Below are 24,179 nucleotides of genomic sequence, written 5' to 3'. Positions count from 1 at the left end.
AAGAATCGCCTAACGTGACCGGGATGAAGTCCCGACCCGAGGACGTCGACGAGGATCAACTACAGCGGGCACTGGACGGGTGGGACATCCGAGCCCACGAGGTGGCCTACGCGCCCGTCGGCTTCGGTGACCATCACTGGGTCGCGACCGGTGCGGGCGGGCGGCGCTGGTTCCTCACCCTCGCCGACCTGGTGCTCAAGGGGCACCCGGATACCGGCTCGGCGCTGCAAGCGCTGCGCGCGGCCATGGACACCGCCGCCGCCCTCCGGCATCTCGAATTCGTCGTGGCGCCCCTGAAGACCACCGAGGGCGAAACCGTCCGCCCATTCGGGACACGTTACGCGCTGAGCGTTTTCCCCTACCTGGACGGAACGCCCGGCGACTACGACCGGCCGCGCACTCCCGCCGAACGCGACACCGTCCTCGGCCTGCTGGCCGAACTCCACCGCCAGCCGCCCCCGGCAATGGCGCCGGTGCTCGACACAGGACTCGCGCTGCGCGGCGTCCTGGACCGGGCACTCGACGGAGCACTCCCCTGGGCCGACGGTCCCTTCGCCGGGCCCGCGCGAGCCCTCATCGCCGACCACGCGCCCGCCCTCCGCCGATGCCTGGCGGAGTTCGACCGGCTGGCCGCCGACCTCACGGAGAGGGGCGGCCCTCCCGTCCTCACCCACGGCGAGCCGCACCCGGGCAACCTGCTGGGCCTGGACGGGCGCCTTCTGCTGATCGACTGGGACACGACCGGCGTGGCTCCGCCCGAACGCGACCTGTGGTCGGTCGCGGAGACCCCGGCGGACCTCGCCCGCTACGCCGAGGCCGCGGGCCGCGCCCCCGACCCGTCGGCCCTGGACCTCTACCGGATGCGCTGGGACCTGGACGAGGTGTCGATCTACGTCGACTGGTTCCGCACCCCCCACACCCGCTCGTCCGACACCCAGGAAGCCTGGGACGGCCTCCTGGAGTCGGTGGCGAACCTCGCCAACGCGTCCCGATAGGCGAGCCGCGCCCGAGCCTGAGGAGCAAGCCGACAGGTCGGGGTGGGCGGACGAGTCGGCCTGTAAGCCGGGTTCTGTGCCCGTCGCCTCTCGGCGGCGGGCGGCGGCCATCCATCTCGGGCCGTCGTTGCCGGCGGCCTCCAGCGGTCTACCCGCAGGCTCGGGCGGGCAGCCCTCAGGCACCTGCGCGGGGCTCCTGCCGGAGTCCCTTCTTGACCTTGCTCCGGGTGGGGTTTACCGAGCCGCCCACGTCACCGTGGGCGCTGGTGAGCTCTTACCTCACCGTTTCACCCTTACCACCGGAAACCGGTGGCGGTCTGATTTCTGTGGCACTGTCCCGCGGGTCGCCCCGGGTCGGCGTTACCGACCACCCTGCCCTGTGGAGCCCGGACTTTCCTCGACGGGGATCGCTCCCCGACGCGGCCGCCCGGCCGGCTCGTCCGCCGTGGTCCCAGCGTACCGGGTTCGCGGGGATTGGACGGACCGCTGCGGGGTAGCGCGGAGAGAATGATCTTCGAGGGATTCACGCTGGAGCGGATCGACGTCGGCGAGGCGGAGCTGCGGGTGCGGCACGGCGGGTCGGGGCCGCCGCTGCTGCTGCTGCACGGGCATCCGCGCACGCACGCGACCTGGCACAAGGTCGCTCCGCTCCTGGCCGACCGGTACAGCGTCGTCTGCCCTGACCTGCGCGGGTACGGGGGCTCCTCCAAGCCGGAGACCGACGCCGAGCACAGCCCCTACTCCAAGCGCGCCATGGCCCGCGACCTGGTCGCCCTCATGCGGGCGCTCGGCCACACCCGGTTCGCGGTCGCGGGGCACGATCGCGGCGCGCTGGCGGCCTTCAGGACGGCGATGGACCATCCCGAGGCGGTGACCAGGCTCGTGGTGATGGACGGGCTGCCCGTCGTGGAGCACCTGGAGCGCTGCGACGCCCGCTTCGCCGCGGCCTGGTGGCACTGGTGGTTCTTCGCCCAGGAGGAGAAGCCCGCGGAGCGGATCATCAGCGCCGACCCGGACGCCTGGTACGCCACCGGCGCCGAGCACATGGAGCCCGAGGCGTGGGCGGACTTCCAGGGCGCGATCCACGACCCGGCGACCGTGCGCGGGATGCTGGAGGACTACCGCGCCGGGCTCGGCATCGACCGCCGCCACGACGAGGCCGACCGCGCCGCGGGGCGCCGCGTCCGGTGCCCGACGCTGGTGATGTGGTCCACCCTGGACGACCTGGAGCAGCTGTACGGCGATCCCGTGGCCATCTGGCGCGACTGGGCGGGCGACGTCGAGGGGACCCCGATCGAGTCCGGCCACCACATGGCCGAGGAGGCGCCCGCCGAGGTCGCCGCCGCGATCGGCGGGTTCCTCGACGGGACCGGCTAGCGCTCCAGGTGGTGGGTGTCGTTGAACAGGCGGAGGGTCGCCGGGCCGTCGGCGTACCAGTCGACCGCCGACAGCGACGCCACGTCCAGGTGCATCCGGTACAGGGACGGCATGGGCGCGCCCAGCGCGTCCCTGACCAGGAGCTTGATGGGGGTGACGTGCGAGACCACCAGGACGGGGCGGTGGCGGTAGCGGACCTTCAGCTTGTCCAGCGCGGTGCGGACGCGGCGGGCGACCGCGGCGAAGCTCTCCCCTCCGGGCGGCGCGGCGTCGGGGTCGGCCAGCCAGGCGTCCAGGGCGGCGGGGTCGCGGTCGCGGGCCTCGGCGAAGGTGAGGCCCTCCCAGGCGCCGAAGTCGGTCTCGCGGAAGCCGTCCTCGACGCGGACGTCCAGGCCGGTGGCGGCGGCGACCTCGGCGGCGGTGTCGCGGCAGCGCGACAGCGGGGAGGTGACGATCCCGTCCAGGTCCCGGTCCTTGAGGGCGAGCGCGGCGGCGCGGGCCTGGGCGAGGCCCCCGGGGGTGAGCGGGGTGTCGACCGTGCCCGCGAAGCGCCTCTCGATCGATAGCGGCGTCTCGCCGTGCCGGAGCAGCAGCGTGGTCGTCGGCTCGGTGGAGGGGGGCGCGGCGGACGGGGGCGGCTCGGGCTCGCCCGGGGCCTCCTCGGTCCTGCGGGTCCAGTGCTCGCCGCGCGCGGCGGCGTCCATGGCCTCGTTCGCGAGCCGGTCGGCGTGGGCGTTGCGGCCGCGCGGGATCCAGCCGTAGGTGACCGGGCCGAGGCTCTCGGCCAGCTCCCGGGCCTGGAGCGCCAGCGGGATCATGTCGGGGTGCTTGATCTTCCAGCGGCCCGACATCTGCTCGACGACGAGCTTGGAGTCCATCCGGACCTCGACGCGGGCGGACGGGTCGATGCCCGCGGCGGCGGCGAGCCCGGCGATCAGGCCCCGGTACTCGGCGACGTTGTTGGTGGCGAGGCCGATCGACTCGGCGACCTCGGCGAGCACCTCGCCGGTGACCGCGTCCCGGACGAGCGCCCCGTACCCGGCGGGCCCCGGGTTGCCCCGGGACCCGCCGTCGGCCTCGACGACGAGCCGCCGCGCCGTCACAGCCCGGACTCGGGGGTGCGGACGAGGATCCGGCGGCACTCCTCGCAGCGGATGACCTCGTCCTGCGCGGCGGCGCGGATCCGGTTCAGGTCGACGGTGTTGAGCGCGAGGTGGCAGCCCTGGCAGGCGCCCCGGAACAGCTTGGCCGCGCCGACGCCGCCGAACTGGCCGCGCAGCTTCTCATAGAGGGCGAGGAGGTCCTCGGGGACGTCCTTGGCGACGGCGGTGCGGGCGGTGCTCGTCGTGCCGGCCTCGTCGTCGATCTCGTGCTGGACGGCGTCGCGCGCCCGGACGAGCCCCGACAGCTCCTCCTGCGCCGCGGCCTGCTCGGCGCGCAGCGCCGCCACCCGGCCCTGCGCCTCCTCGGTCCGCTCCATGATCTCCAGCACGACCTCCTCCAGGTCGGACTGGCGGCGGGTGAGCGACTCGATCTCGGCCTGGAGGCCGCTGAGGTCCTTGGCGGAGGTCACCTGGCCGGAGTCGAGCCGCCCCCGGTCGCGGTCGGCGCGGGTGCGGACCTGGTCGACGTCCTGCTCGGCCTTGCGCTGCTCGCGCTCCAGGTCGCCGACCTCGGTCTCGGCCGCCACGATCGCGTCGCGCAGCTCGGTCAGGCGGCCGTCGAGGCGCTCGATCCCGGCCAGCTCGGGCAGCGTGCGGCGGCGGTGGGCCAGCCGGTCCAGCGAGCTGTCGAGGTCCTGCAGGTCGATCAGGCGAAGCTGGGCTTGCGGTGCGGCTTTCACAATGCTCCTTCGAAATGCAGGCGCCACGCGTCGGTGACGAGCGTGGACACCCGGGTCTCCAACGTGCCCGCTTCCTTCGACGCCCCGGTGAGCCGCCGCTCCGCGTCGGCCAGCCAGGGCCACTCGGTCGCCCAGTGCGCGGCGTCCACCAGCGCGGGGCCGTCCTGCTCGGTGAACTCCGAGGCGGGATGGTGCCGCAGGTCGGCGGTGAGGTAGACGTCGGCTCCGGACGCGCGCGCCGCGTCCAGCAGCGAGTCGCCCGCGCCGCCGCACACCGCCACGGTGCGGACGGCGCGCTCGGGGTCGCCCGCGGCGCGGACGCCCCACGCCGTGGACGGCAGGCCGGCCGCCGCCCGCGAGGCGAACTCCCGCAGCGGGACCGGCTCGGCCAGCTCGCCGACACGGCCGAGGCCGCGGCGGGGGTCGTCGTCGGCCGGGACCAGCGGGCGCAGCCCGCCGGTCAGGCCGATCGCGCGCGCCAGCGCGTCCGACACCCCGGGGTCGGCGCGGTCGGCGTTGGTGTGCGCGGTGTACAGCGCGACCCCGTTCCTGATCATCCGGTGGACGAGCCGCCCCTTGGGGGTGGTGGCGGCGACCGAGTGCACCCCGCGCAGCAGCAGCGGGTGGTGCGTGACCACGAGGCCGGCGCCCCACTCCAGCGCCTCGTCCAGGACGGCGGCGACCGGGTCGACGGCGAACAGCACCCGGCCGACCTCCTGGTCGGGGTCGCCGCAGACGAGCCCGACGGCGTCCCAGGGTTCCGCCCACGAGGGCGGATACAGCTCGTCCAGAACGGCGATCAGGCGGGATAGGCGCACGTCCCGCAGGTTACCGCGCCGAGCCGCTCCCGCGGAGCCACCGAGCGTTACCGCCCGGCGCCGCGGTCTGAAACGATATGTCCGGGAGAGCCCGACCGAGGGGAGAACGCCATGTCGGCTTCCGGCGCCGCAGCTCGACCGGAGCCCGCCACCGAACCGCGACCCGTGCCCACCCGCCCGGACCCCGCCGCGTCCGCGCGGGGGCCCGCCCTGCCGTTCGCCCCGCCCGGACGCGCCGCGCACCCGGCGGCGGACCGTCCGCACATGCCCGGCTACGGCATCCTGGGCGCGGACGAGGGCAGCGGCCTGCTGCCGTGGGCCTGGGCCGTGGAGCGCCTCCGCGCCGCCCGCAACTTCTGGCTGTGCACCGTCCGGCCGGACGGGCGCCCGCACGCGATGCCCGTGTGGGGCGCGTGGTCCGGGGAGGAGCTGATGTTCAGCAGCAGCGTCCCGTCCCGCAAGATGGTGAACCTGCGGGCCAACCCCAACGTCGTCGTGACGACCGAGGAGGCGGAGGAACCCGTGGTCATCGAGGGGACCGCCAAGGTCGTCACCGAGCCGGGCGCGCTCCAGCGGTTCATCGACCTCGTCAACGCCAAGTACGCCACCGGCTATCGTGTGGACTTCCTGGACCCCGTGGTGAACGCGACCGTAGCGGTACGGCCGCAGCGGGCGTTCGGGATGCGCCAGGGAGACTTCACCGGATCTCCCACCCGGTGGTCGTTCGGGACCTGACAGGCTCGGGGCCCGGCCGCCCGCCGGGATCAATCTGGAGACTCATCGCGTTGGAGAGTGTGTGAAGTCACCCTTTCGCCGCCGCAAGCGCGTCAAGGGCCGTGCCATGGGCAACAGGCCCGAGCCGGCCGAGCAGGAGATCGTCGAGTGGCCCCGCGAGGGGACGGGCAAGTCGTCCCTGATGGGCGCCATCCGTGGTGACGGCGAGACCGGTGCCGGTTTCGGCGGCGGCATGTTCGAGGACCTCGCCTCCGCGTTCGAGGGCTCCAAGAAGGTCAAACAGGAGGAGCAGCAGCGGGAGAAGATCCTGCGGCAGGACGACCACGAGCAGGCGGGGTCCGGGGCGTCGCGCCGCGACGACCTGGACTCCGGCAAGATCCGTATCCGCCGCAGCGAGCCCGGTGTGGCGGACTGACCCCGTCCCGTTCGAACACGAGTTCGAGCATCGGGATATCCTGACCGAGTGAGCGCCCATGTCCCGCCCGGCTGGCCCGCGCAGGTGCACCCCCCGGGCACCGACCGCTTCGAGGACACCGCCATGGCCTGGCTGCTCGAACTCGTCCCGCCGGAGTACCGGCGCTACGGGATCCTGCGCCGCTACCCCCTCACGCTCGCCCGGATGGCCCGCCACCACGTGGCGGCGTCCGTCGAGGCGGCCCGCGAGGGCTTCCGCACCGCCCGCGTCGACCTCGGCGAGCTCGTCCCGCCGCACGGCATCGACGCGGTCATGGACACCTACCGCCGCGAGGGCGCCCGCCTCGTCGCGCTCCAGGAGTCCGTCGCCCTGGTCGAGACCGCGATGCGCGGGCTCGCCGAGCCCGGCGACCCGGCGCACCGGCGCCCCTTCACGCCGAAGCTCTGACCGGTGAGCGCCGAGCCCGGGTGGTATCCCGACCCCCACTGGATGGGACGCGAACGCTACTGGGACGGGGACGTGTGGACGGACCAGTCCCGCCCCTACGAGGGCAAGCCCGCCCGAGCGCACCGTCCCGCCTCCAACCCCCCTCCCGCCCCCCTGGACCCGCTTCCCTCCCCGGGCCCGGCCGCGAGGCGCTCACCTCCGAAGACGGCCGACCTGCCCCGTCCGCCGAGACCGACCGCCCCGCGGCTCCCGCCGGACGGCGAGACGACGAGCAACGCGAGAACCGGCGACGCCCCGGCGGACAACGCCCCGGCCGACGCCGACCCGCCCGACGACGGGCCCGCCGGCGACGGCCCGGCGGACGAGGCTCCGGCGGAAGCCGCGCCCTCGCCGCCCGACCTGGTCAAGGCGGCCCCGCGTCCCGCGCCGACCCCGCAGCGCGGGGCCGCGATCGGCCTGCCCGTCGTCCTCGGCGTGGAGGCGGTCGCCGTCGCGCCCGCCGCCTACGCGCTGCACCTGCTGTGGCCGCTGTGGGGCCCGGCGGCGCTGGTCGGCGGGTGGGTCCTGGTCACGCTGCTCGCCCTGGCGCCGTCCACCGCGCGCCACGTGTACGGCCACCGCGCCGCCGCCGAGTCCGAGGCGGCCCTGATCGCGGAGGCGTGGCGGGACGTCCGGCACCGGCTCGGCCTCGACCCCCGCACCTACCGGCTGCTGGTCACCGACTCCGGCGAGCTGACCGCCTGCGCCCCGGCGGGCCGCGTCATCACGGTGACCTCCCATTCCGCCTCGGCGCTCTCGGCCGAGCAGCTCGCCGGCGTCCTCGCCCACGAGGTGGGCCACGCGTTCGGCGCGCGCCTGCTGCCGGTGTTCGTCCACGCCCAGCTCGCGCTGCCGAACCGGGCGGCGCAGTGGGTGCTGCGGGCGCTGTGGTCGCCGGTCGGCCCGATGTGGCGGCGGGCCGTCGGCTGGCACCGTCCGGCAGGGTTCCTGCCGGTCCTGCTGTTCGCCGCGTTCGCCTGCGCGGGGTCGCTGCTGGTGGCGGTCCCGGCGGCGGCCGCGTCGGCGGCGGCGCTGGTCGCGCGGCTGTTCAGCGCCCCCTCCGACGGCCGGGCGGACGCCGTCGCCATCCGCGCGGGACTCGGCCCCGACCTGCTGTCGGCGATGGAGCGGACCCTTCAGGAGGCCAGCGAGCGGGGCGAGGTGCCGGTGCGGCTGGCCCGCCGGACCCACCGCCTGCGCCACCGGCTCTCCTGACCCGCGCCGCTGACCCCCGGCCGCCATTTCGATTCGCCGCCGGAATGGCGGCGGTTCCGCCCGGTTCCGAGCTATCGCGGGCGCCGCGCGAGGCGGTCGGGCATTATGGGGAAATGACTCTCGTGGAGCAGGTGGCGCCCAATCTGGACGGTGTTCTCCGCCGGGACGCCTGGTGGATGGGCTGGAACATCCTGCTGGCGTGGATTCCGGTGGGGCTCGGCTGTGCGCTCTTTCGGCGGCGGAGTCCGTCGCGGTCGCCATTGTGGTGGGCGGGGCTGGTGCTGTTCGCGCTGTTCCTGCCCAACGCGCCCTATGTGGTCACCGACCTCGTGCATCTGCGCGGTGACATCGTGCTCTCGACGCAGGACGGGCCGGTGGTGACGGCCGTCCTCCCGGTTTACGCGGTGCTCGTCGGATCGGGTTTCCTCGCCTACTACCTGGCGCTCGGCGGTGCGCTGCGGTACCTCACCCGGATCGGGCTCGGGGCGTGGCGGTGGCGTGTCACGGTCGCCTCGCACGCGCTCTGCGCCCTCGGGATCTTCCTCGGACGGTGGGCCCGGCTGAACAGCTGGGAGCCGGTCGTGGCCCCGCAGGCGGCGCTGGAGCGGATCGTCGTGCACCTGACCTGGCAGTGGGCCCCGGCGCTGATCCTCGGCACGTTCGCGGTGACCTGGGTCGGGCATTTCATGACACGGGCGCTCGCGGTCGCCTTCCGTGACGCCGCCCTGGAGGGGGCGCGGCGGGTCCAGGGCGCGCTGGCCTCGCTCTAGCCCTGGACCGGAGGATGCGGGCCGGGCGCCTGCTGCCCCCAGGGCCGGCCGGGCGCCTGCGGCTGCTGCGCCTGGTAGGGCTGGGGCGGGCCGTAGGGCGCCGGGCCGGGGAGCGCGGCCGGGGTCTTCGCGCCGCCGCTCGCGATCTGGAACCCGACGCCGATGAGGACCAGCACCAGCCCGGCGACGCAGTAGTTGAGCATGGCCGAGAGCTGGAGCGTGATCTCCGCCTTGTTCTCGTCCGGGTCGTCGATCCCGGCGCCGGCGACGGTGCTGCCGAACAGTGCGAATCCCACGATCACGAAGCCCGCCGCGGCGAAGATGACAAAGGCTGGATTGATCTTCGTTCCTGACATGCCGTGCAGAATACAGAAATAGGCGGAGGTCAGAGGGGTGCCGTCAGATATCGGGGCGGATCCGGAAGGCGCGCGGTAACGGCCGCGCGTATTCGGGGAACGGCGGAGACGGGGGTTATAACCACCACGCAGGCGCCTATCGAGCGGCCGCCGAGGGCGCCCGCCTCCAGGGCCGTCGTCAGCGCGAGGTCCCGGAGCGGATCACCGAAGGTGTGGGCGCCGGTGAGCGGATGATCCCCACAGGCGCGTCGCGGGGCGGGGAGCGGAGCGCCGGACGGGCCCGGCGGGAGGACGATGATCAGCAGGCGCTGGTCCGGGCCGGCGGGCTCGGGGGGCGTGAGCGGCGGGTTCGTCCGGCCGTGGAGGTCGTTGAGGGCCCTCGTGGTCGCCTGGACGGTTTCGTCGCCGTTGAGGAGGCCCAACGCGGCGGGCAGTTCGCGGTTGAGGAGAAGGCGCGTCCCAGGGGCGGGCGTCGCGAACGCGGCGAGAGCGGCGCTCGCCTCGGCCGCCCATTCCGGCATGTCCGAAACCGGGGCCATGCGGTAGTGGTTCATGGAGTACAGCGAGACGGAGCCGTCGTCGGTGCGGTGGGCGGCTGCGACCGCTCCCCAGGGGAGCGTCACCGTCCAGCCGTCCAGGAGGGCGAGGGTCGCGGGGACGCGCTGGACGGTCTCCGGCGCGCGGCCGAAGACCTGCTCGAAGACGTACCCGACCACCCACAGGTCCGGGGGCGCCGCCGGGCCGGTCACGCCTTCTCCCTGGCCGGACGGCGGGCGTGCCCGAGCGGGAGGCCCTCGGCGAGCGTCCGCCACCACGTCCACGGGGTCAGGACGGGACGCAGCAGCGCCATGCGGTGCAGGTCCCGGGGCGACAGCGGCGTCCCGCAGAAGACGACGTACGGGACGGCGCAGTAGGCGACGACGGCGACCGCGCCCCAGTCGGTGGGCAGCGACGCCGGCAGGGACGCCAGCACGGCCGCGAGCGTGCACACCGAGCGGGCGACCGTCCGGCCGGGGGACAGGCCCGCCGCCCGCAGGGACGCCGCGCGCCCCCGGCACGCGTGCGCGCGCGGGGTCAGGTGGCAGGGCACGACGACCCGGTCGGCCGGGCCCGGGCCGCCCCCGACGACGCTCGCGAACCCCGGGTCGTGCGGGGCGCGGGCGAGGTCGAGCGCGCGGACGACCGGCAGGTCCGCCGGGATCAGGTCGAGCCGCCGCAGGTCGCGGCCGTGGGCCAGGGCGGCCCGCCGGGTCTGCGCCGACAGTACGGCTCCCTCGGCGACGACCAGCGCCCCGGCGCCGAGGGCGCCGTCCCAGCGCAGCGGCGCGCGGGGCGGCGGCGTGGGCAGCACCCGCAGGGCGGCGACGCGGCGGCGCAGGCGCGCGGCGTCGGCGAGGAGCACGGCCGCCACCAGCAGGGGCAGCCAGGTCACGCGAGCCTCTCCAGCCGGTCGGCCGCCTCGGCGGCGCCCCCGGCGGCGGCGAAGGAGTCGCGGACGCGGCGCGCGGCGGCCCGGTGCGGCCCGTCGGCGAGGACGGTCTCCAGCGCGGCGCGCAGTTCGGCGGCGCGGACGCGGGAGAACCGGACCGGGATCCCCGCGCCCGCCGCCTCGACCTGCCGCGCGATGATCGGCTGATCGTCGCGGATCGGCGCGACCACCAGCGGCAGCCCGTGCGAGAGCGTCTCGCAGACGGTGTTGTGCCCGCCGTGGCAGACGACGGCCGAGAGCCGTTCGAGCAGCTTGAGCTGCGGGACGTGGTCGCGGACGAGCACGTTGCCCGGCACGTCGGCGAGCCCGGCCGGCCCGGCGATGACGGCCTGCGCGTCCAGCCCCCGGACGGCGTCGGCGGCGACCTGGAAGAACCGCTCGCCGGACGGCCCGTTGATCGTGCCGAGGGAGATCAGGACGGCGGGCCGGCCGTCCAGCCAGTCCCAGGGGAAGGCGCTCGCGGAGGGGCGGCCGAGGGCGGGGCCGACGAAGGCGAAGTGGCCGGGGAACGGCGAGGTGTCGCCGACCAGCGCGGCGGTCGAGAAGACCAGCACGAGGTGGTCGGAGAAGCGCGGGTCCGGCGGGCCCTGCACGCCGTGGGCGCCCTGGAACGCGCCGATCTGGTCGCGCACCCACTCCTCGATCCTCGGCATGCCCGCCAGCGGCCGGGCCAGCTCGGCGGAGGTGGTCGCCGACGTCGCCCAGGGCAGCTCGCGGAGCCGGGCCGCGACGGGCGCGGCGAGCACGAGCTGGTCGGCGACGACGACGTCGGCGCGGAAGCGGTCGATGGCGGTGCCGACGCCGGGCGTCATCGCGTGCCCGAGGGGGACGACGAACTCCTCCCAGAGGAAGCGGAACGCGGCGGGGCCGCGCAGCTTCAGCCACGCCTCGCGGAGCGCGGGCAGCCGGGCGGCGAAGCCGGGGTCGACCGAGGTGAAGATCCGGGACCCGGCGCGCAGGAGGGGTTCGAGGGTGGTGCGGTGGCCCGTCCAGGCGACCTTGTGGCCGCGCCGGACCAGCTCGGCCGCCACCGCCACGGTCGGGTTGACGTGCCCGGTGAGCGGCGGGACGGCGAACAGGAACCGCCGCTCGGGCCGCTTCCCGCGCGCGGCCTGCGGAAGCGGCCGGTCGCCGAGCAGGGACGGCACCTGGACGCGGCGCGGGCTCATCGCGCTCCCCCGCCGCCGGGCACGCGGGTGCCCGCGTGGTGGGCCAGCCACGGCAGGAGGACCTCCAGGAGCTCGGCCGTCCTGTCCTGCAGAACGTCGTGGGCGCAGCCGGGCATGACGTGGAGCGCGCAGCCGGGGACGGAGCGCGGCAGCAGCCGCCCGGCCTCCAGCAGGTCCGAGTGCTCGCCGTAGACGGCGAGGACCGGGCAGGCGAGGGCGGCCAGGTCGGCGGGGCCGAGGGGCCCCGCCGCGGCGAGGTCCTCCAGCAGGGTCGTGCCGTTGATCAGGGCTCCGGCGGTCGCGGCGAACCGCCCGCTGCGCCGCCAGCCGAGCGCGCGGAACCGCTCGGCGGGACGGTCGTGCTCCAGCATCAGCGCGAACTCCCCGAGCGTGTTGAGCAGGCCCTCGTTCCACTCGGCGGGACGCTCGGACGGTCCGTGCGCCTCGATCAGCGCGAGCCCCGCGACCCGGTCTGGGGCGGTCAGGGCGGCGTTGAGCGCGACGGCGCCGCCCCAGCTGTTGGCCACCAGGTGCACCGGCGCGGTGTGGCCGAGCGCGTCGAGGAGGGCGAGCAGGTCGGCGACGGCGTCGGCGGGCCCGTACCCGGTGGGCGGGCACTCGGTGAGGCCGTGCCCGCGCAGGTCGTACAGGACGGCGCGCGCCCCGGCCGCCGCGACGGGGCAGGCGAGCGTGCAGTAGAAGCTCGACAGGTTGTCGCGGACGAGCCCGTGGACGAACACGACGACGGGCGCGCCGGGGTCGTCCGGGCCCATCGTCCGCACGTGGAAGCGGACACCGCGCGCGACGACCTCGGACCGCGCGAGGGCCTCAGACCGCGCGAGGGCCTCAGACCGCGCGACGGCCTCAGACCGCGCGAGGACCTCAGACCGCGCGGCGGCCTCAGACCGCGCGAGGACCTCAGACCGCGCGAGGGCCTCCGGCGGCGCGGTGGCCTCGGGTGGCGCGGTGGCCTCGGGTGGCGCGGTGACCTCAGGCATGGGCGGCCTCGATGTGGGCGACGACGTCGCCGACCGTCAGGGCCACGATCCGGTCGATGTCGAGCGCGGCGATGAAGGCCGGGAAGTCGACGCCCGTGTAGCGCTCCCTGAGCAGCTCGACGAGCGCCACGAACTCGATGCTCTCCAGGGCCAGCTCGTCGCCGAACGTGGTGTCGGGGCCGACCTCCACGTCCAGGAGGAAGTCCTCGCCCACCACCTCGGTCAGCATCCGGACGACCTCGTCCAGCACGTCGCTCATGCTCTGCTCTCCTCCATGTCGGTGCCTCCGGAGGCCGCCGTCCAGGCGACGACGTGACCGTCCAGCTCGCGGGTCGGCACGGTGGTGACGGTGCCGTCGCCCGCGACCAGCACCCGGCCGGGCTCGACCGCCGTCACGACCAGGTCGGGCCGGTCCCGGCCCGCGGGCAGGTAGTGCAGCACGGCCTGCTTCGCCGCGCGGACCTGCGCGTTCTCCACGCCCCCTGACAGGTCGGCGAGGCCGATGCCCGCCGGTTCCCCGCCCGGCCGGACGATCGCGGCGCCGAGGTCGCCGTCGCAGGCGATCGACAGCGTCAGCGGCTCGCCCATCGGCCCGGTGACGGTGGGGCGGTGCGGGCCGCCGTCCCGGACGGTCAGCTCGGCGGGGAACAGCGGCCCGTGGCCGGCGCGCCAGAGGTGGTCGCGGACGGCGTCCTTGGCGGCGATCCGGCCGAGCAGCCACGGCCCCTGCGCGAACGAGGGCAGCGCCTCGTACTCGGCGCGTTCGGCGGCGCACAGGTACTGGCGCATGAGCAGGTCGCGGGACGCGGCGCCGTCCCAGTGCCGGCGGGCCAGGCACCAGCCGCCCTCCTGCGGCTCCCCGGTGCCGGACACCTCGGGCGTGAACCGCATCCGCCAGACGGCCTCGTCGGTGTAGAAGCGGTGCGTCGTCCAGCCGTCGACGCGCGCCCACAGGCTCCCGTCGGGGCGGACCATCTCGACCGCGCAGCGCATGGTGGTCTCGGTCAGGGTCAGGTTCCAGACGGTCGTCCTCAGCCGCTCGCCCTCGGGCGGCAGGGGCCCGTACAGGGAGAGCCGCTCGATGCCCACGGGGAAGACGGTCTGGTCGTCCTCGCCGTAGACCTGGATCCAGTGCCCGCACAGCTGCCCGGCGCTGTCCAGGAGCGCGCCGGGCGTGGGCAGGACGCTGAGGACGCCGCGCAGGCCGTCCTGCGCGAGCGCCGTGATCTCGGTGACGCCGCGGAACAGCGGGCCGTGGAACATCCAGCGTTCCTCGTACAGCCGGTCGGCGGTGACGACGGGCGGGCCCTCGCCGGTCAGCGGTGTCCGGTCGGGGGTCGGCGGCATGGGGTGGGACGCGTCGAGCAGGACCGTCCCGTCGGTGTGGCCGGGGATGACGACCTTCACCCGGCGCGGGCCGCCGTCGTCCTCGACCAGGTGCGCGCGGATGTCGGCGCAGGTCGGCGGCGCCGCCACCACCCACCGGACGGCGCGGACGTCGGCGAAGCCGACGACCACCAGGTCCGGCAGCAGCTCGCGGGCGGCCGCGGCCATCACCTCCAGCAGCGTCGCCAGCGGCACGATCGGGAACCGGTCCGACATGTCGGGCCAGTCGGGGGGCTGCGGGAACACGCAGTGGTCGGCGAGGAACGGCATCGCCTCCAGCGAGAACACCCGCGAGACGACCAGCCCGGCCGTGTCGGGCGGCGGGTCGCCGGGGGCGGGGCCGCCGCCCCCGCCGCTCCCGAGGGCCTCCAGCACGGTCTGCGCGCCGGACGTCGCGTCGTTGAGCAGCGCCTCCAGCTCCGCGATGACGGGGTCGCCGTCCGGCAGCGGCGGGACGCCCGAGCCGGTGCCGATCGGCGGGACCGCGCCGTCCAGCCGCACCAGCGGGGTGCCGAGGTCGAGCCGCATCCCCCCGGCGGGCTCGGGCGGCGCCGGGGACGCGCCGTACCCCTCGGCCCACAGCGCCGCCACGACCCGGCGGAGCTGCGCCATCCCGTCGCGCTTCGGCACGTTCACCGCGATCGCGAGGTGCTCGCGCGCGCCGAGCCGGTCGCCGACGAACCCGGTGAGGCTGCCCGGCCCGACCTGGACGAACGCCCGCACGTGCGCGGCGCCGTACAGCTCCTCGATCAGCTCGCTGAACCGCACGGGCTCCAGCAGGTGCGCGGCGACCAGCGCCCGCACCGCCTCGGGCGAGGACGGGAACGGCGCCACCGTCGTCGCCGACCACAGCGGCACGCGCGGCGCGCGGACCGGCAGCGCCTCGAACGACCGCCGCACCCGCTCCCCGTAGACCTCGGCGGCCGGGGTGTGGAACCCGGTCCGGAACGGCAGCTCCCGCCCGAGGACGCCCTCGGCCGCGAGCCGCCCGAGGATCTCCCGCACCTCGCCCGCCGGGCCGCACACCACCGACTGGTGCGGGCAGTTGTCGTGGCTGACGTGGACGCCGGGCCGCCCGCCGATCGCCTCCTGCGCCTGGTCGGCGCCGCAGCCCAGCGCCGCGTACACCAGGTCGGGGGCCTCGCCGGCGTCGCCGTCGAGGGACGCGGCGAACGCCTCCACCGCGTCCGCGTCGTACACCCCCGCGACGGTCATCGCGGTCCACTCGCCGAGGCTGTGCCCGGCCGCGACGTCGGGCTCGACGCCCAGTTCGGCGAGCGCGGCGGCCAGCAGCCGCCCGACGCCCATCACGTCGGCGGCGTGGCCGATCATGTCGGTGCGGCCGGTCGGGACGAACCGCGGCAGCCCGAAGTGCCGGGCGACGTCGTCCACCCGGGGGTCGAAGGCGGGCTCGAAGCCGGGGAACAGGAACGCCAGCCGCCCGCCGCCCGCCAGCAGCGGGCGCGGCGCGAACCACACGTCGCTGCGGCCGCGCCAGGCCGTCCCGCGCTGCACGACGGCGCGCGCGAGGTCGAGGCGGCGCGGGGTCGGCCCGACGATCGCCAGCCGGACCGGCAGGTCGGGGACGACCTCGGGCAGCCGCGCGAGCAGCCGCTCGTCGGGCACGGCGAGCAGCTCGGCCAGCTCGTCGGTCGTGCGGGCCGCGAGCCGCAGCACGCCCTCCTCCGCGTCGGGCGGCCGCAGCCGGCGGGGCGCCCGGGTCGAGGGCGGCTCCTCCAGGATCACGTGCGCGTTGGCGCCGCCGAACCCGAAGGCGTTGACGACGGCCCTGCGCGGCGCGTCCCGCAGGCGGGCCCATTCCGCCGCCTCCCGGACGAGCCGCAGCCGCCCGCCCTCCAGCGCGGGATGCGGGTCGCTCGCGTGCAGGGTCGGCGGGAGGACGCCGTCGCGCAGCGCGAACGCCGCCTTGATCAGCCCCGCGATCCCGGCGGCGGGCATCGCGTGCCCGATCATCGACTTGACGGTGCCGAGCCCGATCGGCGGGCCGGCGGTGCCGAACACGCGGCGCAGCGTCGCCAGCTCCGCCTCGTCGCCCGCCGGGGTCGCGGTGCCGTGCGCCTCGACCAGCCCCACCGCGCCCGGCGCGGCCGGGTGCAGGCCGGCGTCCCGCCAGGCGCGCTCGACCGCGAGGACCTGGCCGTCCACCAGCGGGCTCATGATGCTGGAGGCGCGCCCGTCGCTGGAGGACCCGGTGCCGAGGATCACCGCGTGGATCCGGTCGCCCGCGCGGACCGCGTCCGACAGCCGCTTGAGCAGCACGACGCCGGTGCCCTCGGCGAGCAGCGTCCCGTCGGCGGCGCGGTCGAACGGGCGGATGGTGCCGGTCGGGCTCAGCGCCCTGAGCTGGCTGAAGACGCTCCACACGGTCGCGTGGTGGGCGTGGTGGACGGCGCCCGCGAGCATCGCGTCCGCGTGCCCGCCGCGCAGCGCCCGCACCGCGTGCTCCACCGCGAGCAGCGAGGACGCGCACGCCGCGTCCAGCGTGTAGGCGGGGCCGCGCAGGTCGAAGCGGTTCGCGATGCGGGACGCGGCGAAACTCGGCACGAGCCCGATCGAGGCGTCCGGGTCGTCGGGCCCGAGCCGGTCGCAGAACGCGCGGCGGATCTCCTCCAGCCGCTCCCGCGCGAGGCCCGGCAGCAGCTCCGCGAGGACCCCCGCGAGCTGGTGCGACGTGCGGACCCGCTGGTCGAACCGCGCGACGCCCGGCGTGATGTAGCCGCCGCGCCCGATCACCACGCCGATCCGCTCCCGGTCGGGCAGCCGCTCGTCGCCGCCCGCGTCCGCGATCGCCTCGCCCGCCGTCCGCAGCGCGAGGAGCTGGTCGGGCTCCATGCCCCGCACCGACGCGGGCATGATCCCGAACCGCGCGGGGTCGAAGGTGGCCAGCTCGTCGACGAACCCGCCGCGCCGGCAGTAGAAGCGGTCGCTCTGCGGCGCCCGCCCGTAGGCCGCCGGGTCGTAGTACAGCGCGGGATCCCACCGCCCCGCCGGGACGTCGGTGATCGCGTCGAACCCGGCCAGCACGCCCCGCCACAGCTCGGCCGCCGACCCGGCGCCGGGGAACACCGCCCCGGCGCCGACGATCGCGATCGGCTCCCGCTTGTCGATCACCGGGCCGTCCCGTTCCAGGGCGCGCGGGAGGTCGGGGCCGGAGCGGCCGTCCCGGTGAACACGACCTGCGTCTCGTCGCCGTGCGCGATCTCCCGCAGCAGCGCGGCCGTCCCGGCGTCGGGGTCGATCAGCCCGACGCCGCGCCGCGCGTACTCGCGCGCCAGCTCCGGCGACACCATCCCGCCGCCCGCCCACGGCCCCCAGTCGGCGACGAGGACCCGGCCTTTCAGCCGCGTCCGCCATACGTGGGCGAGCGTGTCGCACGCGTCGTTGGCCGCCGCGTAGTCGGCCTGCCCCCGGTTGCCGTGCACGCCCGCGACGCTGCCGAACACGACGAAGAACCCCACGTCGGGGCGGACGGCCGCCGCGAGCGCGCACGCGCCGTCCACCTTCGTCCGGTAGACGCGCTCGAACGAGCCGGGCTCCTTGTCGCGGACGAGCCGGTCGTCGACGAGCCCCGCGCCGTGCACGACCCCGTCCAGGCGGCCGTGCCGCAGATACACCCGCTCGACGACGTCGCGCACCGCCCCCGGGTCGCGGACGTCGCCCGCGTGGTACCGGACGGACGCCGCGTCCGCGCGCAGCGCCTCCAGGTTCCGGCGGACCTCCCGCTCGGCCAGCACCCGCCGGACCGTCGCCTCGACCTGCGCCGGGGTGCGCCCGCCGCGCGCGACGAGCGCCTTCCGCAGCGCGGCCTCGTCCGCCAGGTCCGCGAAGGCGGGCTCGGCCTCCTCGGTGCGCCCCATGACCTCGATGTGGCAGCCGCTCGTCGCGGCGAGCGCGCGCGCCACCCGCGCGGTGATGCCCCGGGCTCCCCCGGTGAGCAGCACGACGCCGTCCGGGCCGAGCCCGGTGACCGGCGCTCCCGCGAGGTCGGCCCGCACGACCGTGAGGCCCCGCCGCGCGTCCCCCTCGTGCCCGACCACGACCGGCTGCTCCGCGTGCGACATCTCGGCGAGGATCCGCTCCGCGATCGCCTTGGGCGTGTCCTTGGTGTCGACGTCCACGGCGCGGACGAGCGTCTCCGGGTACTCCCGCGCGACGGTCCGCGCGAGACCCCGCAGGCCCGCGCCCGGCACCGGGTCGCCCACCGGCCCGCCCTCCCGGCCCTGCCCGAACCCGCCGCCCGCGCCGCTCGCGACGACCAGCCAGCGCAGGCCGCCGGCGAGCGCCCGCCGGATCCCCTCGTAGGCGGACGGCAGCACCGCCGTCGCGCCGGGCCGCAGCGCCGCGAGGTGGACGAGCCCGTCGCACGCCTCCTCATCCGCCGCGTCACCCCCCGCGTCGCCTTCCGCGTCGCCTTCCGCGGCCAGGGTCGGCGGCGTCCGCACCTGCGCGCCGTGCCGCTCCAGCAGGTCGGCCAGCTCCAGTGCGATGCCGCGGCCGTCGTCCACGATGAGGAACCGGCGCCCGGCGAACGCCGTGCCCGCCCCGTCCGGCACGGCCAGCGGCTCCAGCGGGACGGTCCGCACGACCTGCCGCACCAGACCCTCGCCGCCCGCCGGGGCCTCCTCCAGGGGCGCGGGGCCCGACAGCGCCGACGTGCCCACATGCGTGCCCGGCTTGGGCGTGCCCGGCACCGGGACGCGGCGGCGCGGCGCCTGGTAGAGGCCGGGACGGGACGTCAGGTCGGCCCGCAGCCGGCGCACGATCCCGCCGATCGTGGTGATCCGCGCGAGCTGCTCCAGCGTCGCCTCGTCGGCGGCGAGGCCGACGCGCTCGGCCAGCTCGGCGGCGATGACGGAGCGCTTGATGGAGTCGATGGACAGATCGGCCTCCAGGTCGAGGTCGTCGCCGAGCATCGACTCCGGGTAGCCGGTCCGGGCGCCGATCACCGACAGCACCGACGCGCGGACGTCGGGCGCCGGCGCCTCGTCCCGCGGAACGGGCCGGGGAGCGCGCGGCGAGGGCACCGGCGGGGCCGGGGGCGGGGGCGGCGGCGCGGCCCCGGGCGAGCCGAGGTGGCGCAGCACCACCTCGCGCTGCGCGGCGACCATCTCGCGGCCCGCGCGCAGGAACTCCAGGACGGCGGCCTCCGAGCCGGGTTCCGGGCGTTCGCTCATCGTTCCTCCTGTGACACGCTGGGCTCCGACGCGCCGGGCGGGGCGGAGCGCGCCGTCGGGGTAGCCGCCGTCGGCGGTGCGGACGAGATGGCCGTTCACCAGCCACCCGGGCTCCTCGGGCGGGGCGGGGGCGTCGCGTCCGGCGAACAGGGGCAGCGGGTCGACCGGCACCCCGGCGGCGGCCAGCTCCGCGAGCGCGAGCAGGAACCGGCGCAGCCCCCGCTCGCCGGGGACGTCGCAGCTGACGGCGGTGTGCGGGCGGCCGTCCAGGATCGCGCCGACGAGGCCGGTCAGCACGCGCCCCGGGCCGGCCTCGACGAACACCCGCGCCCCCGCCGCGTGCATCGCCTCGATCTGCTCGACGAAGCGGACCGGCGCGGCGAGCTGCCCGGCGAGCGTCGCGGCGAGGTCGGCCGGGTCGCCCTCGTGCGGCGCGGCGGTCGTGTTGGACCAGACGGGGAACGCGGGCGGGCGCGGGTCGCGGGCGGCGAGGTCGGCGCGGAACGCGGCGGCGGCCGGGGCGACGAGCGGGCTGTGGAACGCGCACGCGACGGGCACGCGCTCGGCGCGCACACCGCGTTCGGCCAGCACGGCGAGCGCGCGTTCGAGGCCCGCCTCGGTGCCGGACACCACCACCTGCCGGGGCGCGTTGTGGTTGGCGATGACGATCTCGGAGACGCCCGTGATCGCCTCGCGGACCTCGCGCAGCGACGCGGCCACGGCCGCCATCGCGCCCGGCTCGGGCCCCGCCGCGCGCAGCACGGCCTCGGCGCGCGCGGCGCTCAGCTCGACCAGGCCGTCCTCGTCGAAGACACCGGCGGCGCAGAGCGCGGCCAGTTCGCCGTAGCTGTGCCCGGCGGCGAGGCCGGGGCGCACGCCGACGGAGGCGAGCAGGCGGTGCACGGCCAGCCCGGCGATGCCGAGCGCGGGCTGCGCGACGCGCGTGTCGGTCAGCGCGTCCCGGCGGCGGCGCTCCCCGTCCGGGGTGAAGGCGGCGGGCGGGAACATCGCGGCCGCGTACCGGCCGCCGCCGAGGCGCAGCAGGCGCTGGAGGCGGGGGAAGGCGACGAAGAGGTCGGCGAGCATGTCCGGCCGCTGGCTGCCCTGCCCCGGGAACAGGAACGCGACCCGCGAGGGCGGCACCGGCTCGCCCGACGCGACGAACACCCCGGGCGCGGCGCGGAACCCGGCGGCGGCGTCGAGCTTGTCCGCGAGGTCGTCCGGGCCGGTGGCGACCAGCGCGACCTGGACGCGCCCCTCCCCGGACGCGCAGGCGCGGGCCCGCGCGCGCAGGCTCCCGGGCAGCGCGCGGATCCGGTCGATCTCGGCGCGGGCGGCGTCCCGGTCCTCGCCGCGGACCAGGAACAGCTCGGCGGGCCACTCGGCCAGCCCCGACAGGGGCTCGGGCGCGCCGTCGTAGCCCGACAGCACGGCGTGGAAGTTGGCGCCGCCGAACCCGAACCCGCTGACCCCGGCGTACCGGTCGCCGGGCGCGGCGGGCCAGGGACGGGCCGTCCGGCCGAAGGCGAAGGGGCCCGCGGGGTCCCACGCCTCGTTCGGGCGCTCCAGGTGCAGCGTCCCCGGCAGCACGCCGGTGTGCAGCGCGTACGCGGTCTTGATCAGGCCCGCGAGCCCGGCGGCGCACTTGGTGTGCCCGATCTGCGACTTGACCGAGCCGAGCGTGACGCTGCCGGGCGCCGCCCCGGCGAACGCCGCGGCGAGCGTGTCCAGCTCGGTGCGGTCGCCGACCTCGGTGCCGGTGCCGTGCGCCTCGACGAGCCCGACCCCCGACGGCGCCACCCCCGCCCGCTCGTACGCGCGCTCCAGCGCGAGGCGCTGCCCCCGCGCGCGGGGCGCGGTGAGGCCGAGCGAGCGCCCGTCGCTGGACCCGGCGACCGACCTGACCACCGCGTAGACCCGGTCGCCGTCGCGTTCGGCGTCGGCGAGGCGCTTCAGCGCGACGCACGCGACGCCCTCGCCGAGCGCGATCCCGTCGGCGGAGGCGTCGAAGGCCGCGCAGCGCCCCGAGGGCGACAGCGCCCGGACGGAGGCGAACAGCAGGTAGTCGCGGATGCCGTTGTGCAGGTCGGCGCCGCCGCACAGCACCAGGTCGCTGCCGCCCGCCGCGAGGTCCTTGCAGGCGGCGTCGAGCGCGGCCAGGGACGCGGCGCAGGCGGCGTCGACGGTGTAGTTCGCGCCGCCGAGGTCGAGCCGGTTGGCGATCCGCCCGGCGATCACGTTGGTGAGCACGCCGGGGAAGGAGTCCTCGGTCGGGCGCGGGAGCTGCTCGTCCAGGCCGGGCGGCACCTCCCCCAGGTAGGACGGGAGCGTCGCGCGGATGCCGTAGGCGGCGGCGAGGTCGCCCGCGCCGTCCGCGCCGAAGTACACCGACGCGCGGGACCGGTCGAACGGGCGGTCGGCGTACCCGGCGTCCCGCAGCGCGCGGGAGGCGACCTCCAGCGCGAGCAGCTGGACGGGTTCGACGCTGCCGAGCGCGTTCGGCGGGATCCCGTAGGCGAGGGCGTCGAAGGGGACGTCCGGGATGAAACCGCCCCACCGCGACGGGGTCCGGCCGTCCTCGGCGGGGCCGAAGTACAGCCCGGCGTCCCAGCGCCCGGCGGGGACCTCGGTGACCGAGTCGACGCCGCCCACGATGTTCGCCCAGTAGGCGCCCGCGTCGGGCGCGCCGGGGAACACGCAGGCCATCCCGACGATCGCGATGTCGGCGGGCCGGGCAGGGGCGGCCGCGGGGTCGGCCGGGATCCCGAGCTCGGCGGCGCGGGCGGCCAGCAGCGCGGTCGCGCCCTCGGTGACCTCGGCGTGCAGGTCCGCGACCGCGGTGCGGGCCGAGCGCAGCGCCGCGACCTGGCCGATCATGAACAGGCCCTCGGCGCGCTGCTCGGCGGGCCCGACCGGCTGCGGGTCCGGCAGGGACGGGCGGCGGCGCAGCCCCTTGCTGGCGACGCGGAGCCGGCCGAGGTTCAGCTCCTCCAGCCGCCGCCACACCTCCCGCTTCGGCATGCCCACCGCCGTCAGCTCGCGGCGGGCCTCCTCGAACGCGATGACGTAGGGGGTGCGGGCGCAGCGGGTCGCGTGCCCGGGGGAGGTCTCCAGCAGCGCCGTCCCGGCGCACTCGACGGCGGCGTCCTGGTAGCCGGGCAGGATCGCGCCCGCCTCGACCGCCTCGGCGGTGAACAGGTACGCGGTGCCCATCAGCACGCGGATCTCGGCGCCCCGCGCGGCCAGCGGCCCCGCCAGCGCCGCGACCATCGCGGCGGACCGCGCGTCGTGGATCCCGCCCGCGAACATCACCGACAGCTCCGCCGCGTCGCCGCCGAACCCCATGAGCCGCTCGACCTGCGCCTCCCAGAGGGGGAAGCTCGCGCGCGGACCGACGTGCCCACCGCACTCCTGCCCCTCGAAGACGAACCGGCGGGCGCCCTCGGCCAGGAACCGCTCCAGCAGCTCCGGCGCCGGGACGTGCAGGAACGTGCTGATCCCGGCGTCCTCCAGCGGCGCCGCCTGCGCCGGGCCGCCGCCCGCGACCACCGCGAACGGCGGCGCCGCCGCGCGGACCGCCGCGAGCTGCGCCTCCCGGACCTCCCGCGGCGCGAAGCCGAGGACGCCGACCCCCCACGGGAGCGTCCCGAGCCGGTCGGCGGTCTCGGCGAGCAGCTCCCGCACCCGGTCGCCGTCCTTCAGCGCCAGCGCGAGGAACGGCAGCCCGCCCGCGCGCGCCACCGCCTCCGCGAACCCCGGATCGTCGCTGACCTGCGTCATGGGCCCCTGGACGACCGGCGGCGCGGCGCCCGGCCGGGGCGCGAGCGGCGCGGCCCTGACGGCGGCGGCGAGGTGCTCGACGATCTCGTTCCGGACGGCCTGGACCACTCCCCCGGCGGTCTTGTACCGCGCCGCGAGCGACGCCGCGAGCGGGCCGTCCTGCCCGACGGGCAGGCCCTCCTCGCCCGGCAGGCCGGGGCGCGCGTACACGCGGTGGCCGTCGACGACCGCCGTCTCGCCGCCGTCCATCGCGGTGAGCGCGGCGACGACGGGCGCGGGCAGGTCCATCTCCCGGACGAGCGCGAGCTGCGCGTCCAGGACGACACCGGCCGCTCCCCCCGCCACCGCCGCCCCGGCCGTGTGCGGGCCGATCCCGCCCGCCGCGTACACCGGGACGTCCACGGCGGGATCGGCGGCGAGGCACTGGAGCAGCACGAACGCCGTCAGCTCGCCGACCCGGCCGCCCGCCTCGCAGCCGCGCGTGATCAGGCCCGTCCCGCCGGTCCCGGTGAGCCCCTGGGCGACGGGCAGCGCCGCGGCGGCCTCCCCGGGGTCGACGACCTCGATCAGCAGCCGCCTGCCCCGGGCGAACCCGGCGACGTCCAGCGAGTCGTCGCGGATCAGGGCGGGCGCGTCGACCAGCACCGCCTCGACCGTGTCGGGCAGCTCCGCCGGGCGGACCTCGCAGTCCGCCGGGACGCGGACGCCGAACGGCCCCCTCCACCAGCGGCGCACGTCGGCGAGCGCGGCGAGCGCCGCCGCGCGGTCCCTGCCGAGGTCGAGCACGCCGAGCCCGCCCGCCCGCGCGACCGCCACGGCCAGCCGGGCCGCGGGACGGCCGAACGGGGTCACCCCGATGATCTCGGTCGCGGGGCGCTCGTCCGGGCGGCGGATCGGCGGCGGCTCGCGCCGCTCCGCCCCGTCCCGGACCTCGCCCGTGTCCGCCGCCATGCAACTGCCCCCCGACGTCCCGCGCGGCCCGACCCCGGCGGCGCGGCTTGAAACCCTGGCTCGACGGTGCGCCACACTACGGTCGGTGACATCGTGATCGCGGGGCGACACACCCGGGAACGCGGGCGGAACGGCACCGCAAAGGAGTTTGGGAGTTCCCTTGGCATGGGCAAAACCCCGTGCCGATCGCGCACCGCGACG

18 protein-coding genes and 1 other RNA gene are annotated in these 24,179 nt (G+C 76.6%); 7 read left to right on the top strand and 12 right to left on the bottom strand.

The annotated features are described in order from the left end of the window. Positions 1–23 precede the first annotated feature (23 nt). A complete protein-coding gene (locus tag KLI87_RS23680) occupies positions 24–995 on the top strand; it encodes a phosphotransferase (RefSeq protein WP_214618742.1) in 972 nt (323 codons plus the stop codon). A gap of 47 nt (positions 996–1,042) precedes the next feature. Here the strand turns inward: KLI87_RS23680 and rnpB are convergent. Next, an RNA gene (gene rnpB, locus KLI87_RS23675) (RNase P RNA component class A) lies at positions 1,043–1,434 on the bottom strand. A gap of 68 nt (positions 1,435–1,502) precedes the next feature. On the opposite strand from rnpB, the gene KLI87_RS23670 reads away from it, so the two are divergent. Beyond that, positions 1,503–2,372, top strand: a complete 870-nt coding sequence (locus KLI87_RS23670) for an alpha/beta hydrolase (protein ID WP_250904181.1) — start codon at positions 1,503–1,505, stop codon at positions 2,370–2,372. On the opposite strand, the gene KLI87_RS23665 is transcribed toward KLI87_RS23670, so the two are convergent. Genes KLI87_RS23665 through KLI87_RS23655 form a run of 3 tightly spaced genes read right to left on the bottom strand, consistent with a single transcriptional unit; the run spans position 2,369 to position 5,033 of the window. Further along, positions 2,369–3,475, bottom strand: a complete 1,107-nt coding sequence (locus KLI87_RS23665) for a bifunctional RNase H/acid phosphatase (protein ID WP_214618741.1) — start codon at positions 3,473–3,475, stop codon at positions 2,369–2,371. The genes KLI87_RS23670 and KLI87_RS23665 overlap by 4 nt on opposite strands. Next, complete coding sequence (locus KLI87_RS23660) at positions 3,472–4,215, bottom strand: zinc ribbon domain-containing protein (RefSeq protein ID WP_214618740.1); 744 nt, start codon at positions 4,213–4,215, stop codon at positions 3,472–3,474. Before KLI87_RS23660 ends, KLI87_RS23665 begins: the two co-directional genes overlap by 4 nt. Next, complete coding sequence (locus tag KLI87_RS23655; protein WP_214618739.1) at positions 4,212–5,033, bottom strand: Nif3-like dinuclear metal center hexameric protein; 822 nt, start codon at positions 5,031–5,033, stop codon at positions 4,212–4,214. The genes KLI87_RS23660 and KLI87_RS23655 overlap by 4 nt, the downstream gene beginning before the upstream one ends. 111 nt (positions 5,034–5,144) lie before the next feature. On the opposite strand from KLI87_RS23655, the gene KLI87_RS23650 reads away from it, so the two are divergent. From KLI87_RS23650 to KLI87_RS23630, 5 genes are all read left to right on the top strand, one after another. Next, positions 5,145–5,768: a pyridoxamine 5'-phosphate oxidase family protein gene (locus tag KLI87_RS23650; RefSeq protein ID WP_246249453.1), complete on the top strand. Its 624-nt coding sequence runs from the start codon at positions 5,145–5,147 to the stop codon at positions 5,766–5,768. A 61-nt stretch (positions 5,769–5,829) separates the two neighbouring features. After that, positions 5,830–6,183 carry a DUF6191 domain-containing protein gene (locus tag KLI87_RS23645; RefSeq protein ID WP_214618738.1) on the top strand — a complete coding sequence of 118 codons (354 nt, stop codon included), beginning with the start codon at positions 5,830–5,832 and terminating at the stop codon, positions 6,181–6,183. 48 nt (positions 6,184–6,231) lie between these two features. Further along, complete coding sequence (locus KLI87_RS23640) at positions 6,232–6,630, top strand: hypothetical protein (protein WP_242886643.1); 399 nt, start codon at positions 6,232–6,234, stop codon at positions 6,628–6,630. A 3-nt stretch (positions 6,631–6,633) separates the two neighbouring features. Continuing rightward, complete coding sequence (locus KLI87_RS41090) at positions 6,634–7,884, top strand: DUF2510 domain-containing protein (RefSeq protein WP_214618737.1); 1,251 nt, start codon at positions 6,634–6,636, stop codon at positions 7,882–7,884. 113 nt (positions 7,885–7,997) lie between these two features. Then, a complete protein-coding gene (locus tag KLI87_RS23630) occupies positions 7,998–8,654 on the top strand; it encodes a DUF1361 domain-containing protein (protein ID WP_214618736.1) in 657 nt (218 codons plus the stop codon). Here KLI87_RS23630 and KLI87_RS23625 read toward each other — a convergent pair. The 8 genes from KLI87_RS23625 to KLI87_RS23590 are packed head-to-tail and all read right to left on the bottom strand — an operon-like array spanning position 8,651 to position 23,978. Then, the gene (locus KLI87_RS23625) at positions 8,651–9,010 is read right to left on the bottom strand and encodes a hypothetical protein (RefSeq protein ID WP_214618735.1); all 360 of its coding nucleotides are present in this window, start codon (positions 9,008–9,010) and stop codon (positions 8,651–8,653) included. The genes KLI87_RS23630 and KLI87_RS23625 overlap by 4 nt on opposite strands. A 29-nt stretch (positions 9,011–9,039) precedes the next feature. Next, positions 9,040–9,759 (bottom strand): hypothetical protein, encoded by a 720-nt coding sequence (locus tag KLI87_RS23620; RefSeq protein ID WP_214618734.1) that lies wholly within the window; start codon positions 9,757–9,759, stop codon positions 9,040–9,042. Further along, entirely contained in the window at positions 9,756–10,442 is a 687-nt protein-coding gene (locus KLI87_RS23615; RefSeq protein ID WP_214618733.1) for a hypothetical protein, read from the bottom strand. The genes KLI87_RS23620 and KLI87_RS23615 overlap by 4 nt, the downstream gene beginning before the upstream one ends. Continuing rightward, positions 10,439–11,668 (bottom strand): glycosyltransferase, encoded by a 1,230-nt coding sequence (locus tag KLI87_RS23610; protein ID WP_214618732.1) that lies wholly within the window; start codon positions 11,666–11,668, stop codon positions 10,439–10,441. The genes KLI87_RS23615 and KLI87_RS23610 overlap by 4 nt, the downstream gene beginning before the upstream one ends. Then, entirely contained in the window at positions 11,665–12,666 is a 1,002-nt protein-coding gene (locus tag KLI87_RS23605; RefSeq protein ID WP_214618731.1) for an alpha/beta fold hydrolase, read from the bottom strand. Before KLI87_RS23605 ends, KLI87_RS23610 begins: the two co-directional genes overlap by 4 nt. Then, positions 12,659–12,925 carry a hypothetical protein gene (locus tag KLI87_RS23600; RefSeq protein ID WP_214618730.1) on the bottom strand — a complete coding sequence of 89 codons (267 nt, stop codon included), beginning with the start codon at positions 12,923–12,925 and terminating at the stop codon, positions 12,659–12,661. The genes KLI87_RS23605 and KLI87_RS23600 overlap by 8 nt, the downstream gene beginning before the upstream one ends. Then, complete coding sequence (locus KLI87_RS23595; protein ID WP_214618729.1) at positions 12,922–17,184, bottom strand: beta-ketoacyl synthase N-terminal-like domain-containing protein; 4,263 nt, start codon at positions 17,182–17,184, stop codon at positions 12,922–12,924. Before KLI87_RS23595 ends, KLI87_RS23600 begins: the two co-directional genes overlap by 4 nt. Next, on the bottom strand, positions 17,181–23,978 hold the full coding sequence (locus tag KLI87_RS23590; RefSeq protein ID WP_214618728.1) for a type I polyketide synthase: 6,798 nt from the start codon (positions 23,976–23,978) through the stop codon (positions 17,181–17,183). The genes KLI87_RS23595 and KLI87_RS23590 overlap by 4 nt, the downstream gene beginning before the upstream one ends. Positions 23,979–24,179 lie beyond the last annotated feature (201 nt).

Origin of the sequence: Actinomadura sp. NEAU-AAG7 (genome assembly GCF_018603865.1) — a bacterium.
GTDB lineage: Bacteria > Actinomycetota > Actinomycetes > Streptosporangiales > Streptosporangiaceae > Spirillospora > Spirillospora litoris.
The sequence above is the reverse complement of the archived record's forward strand: the minus strand, read 5'-3'. Positions and strand labels throughout refer to the sequence as shown.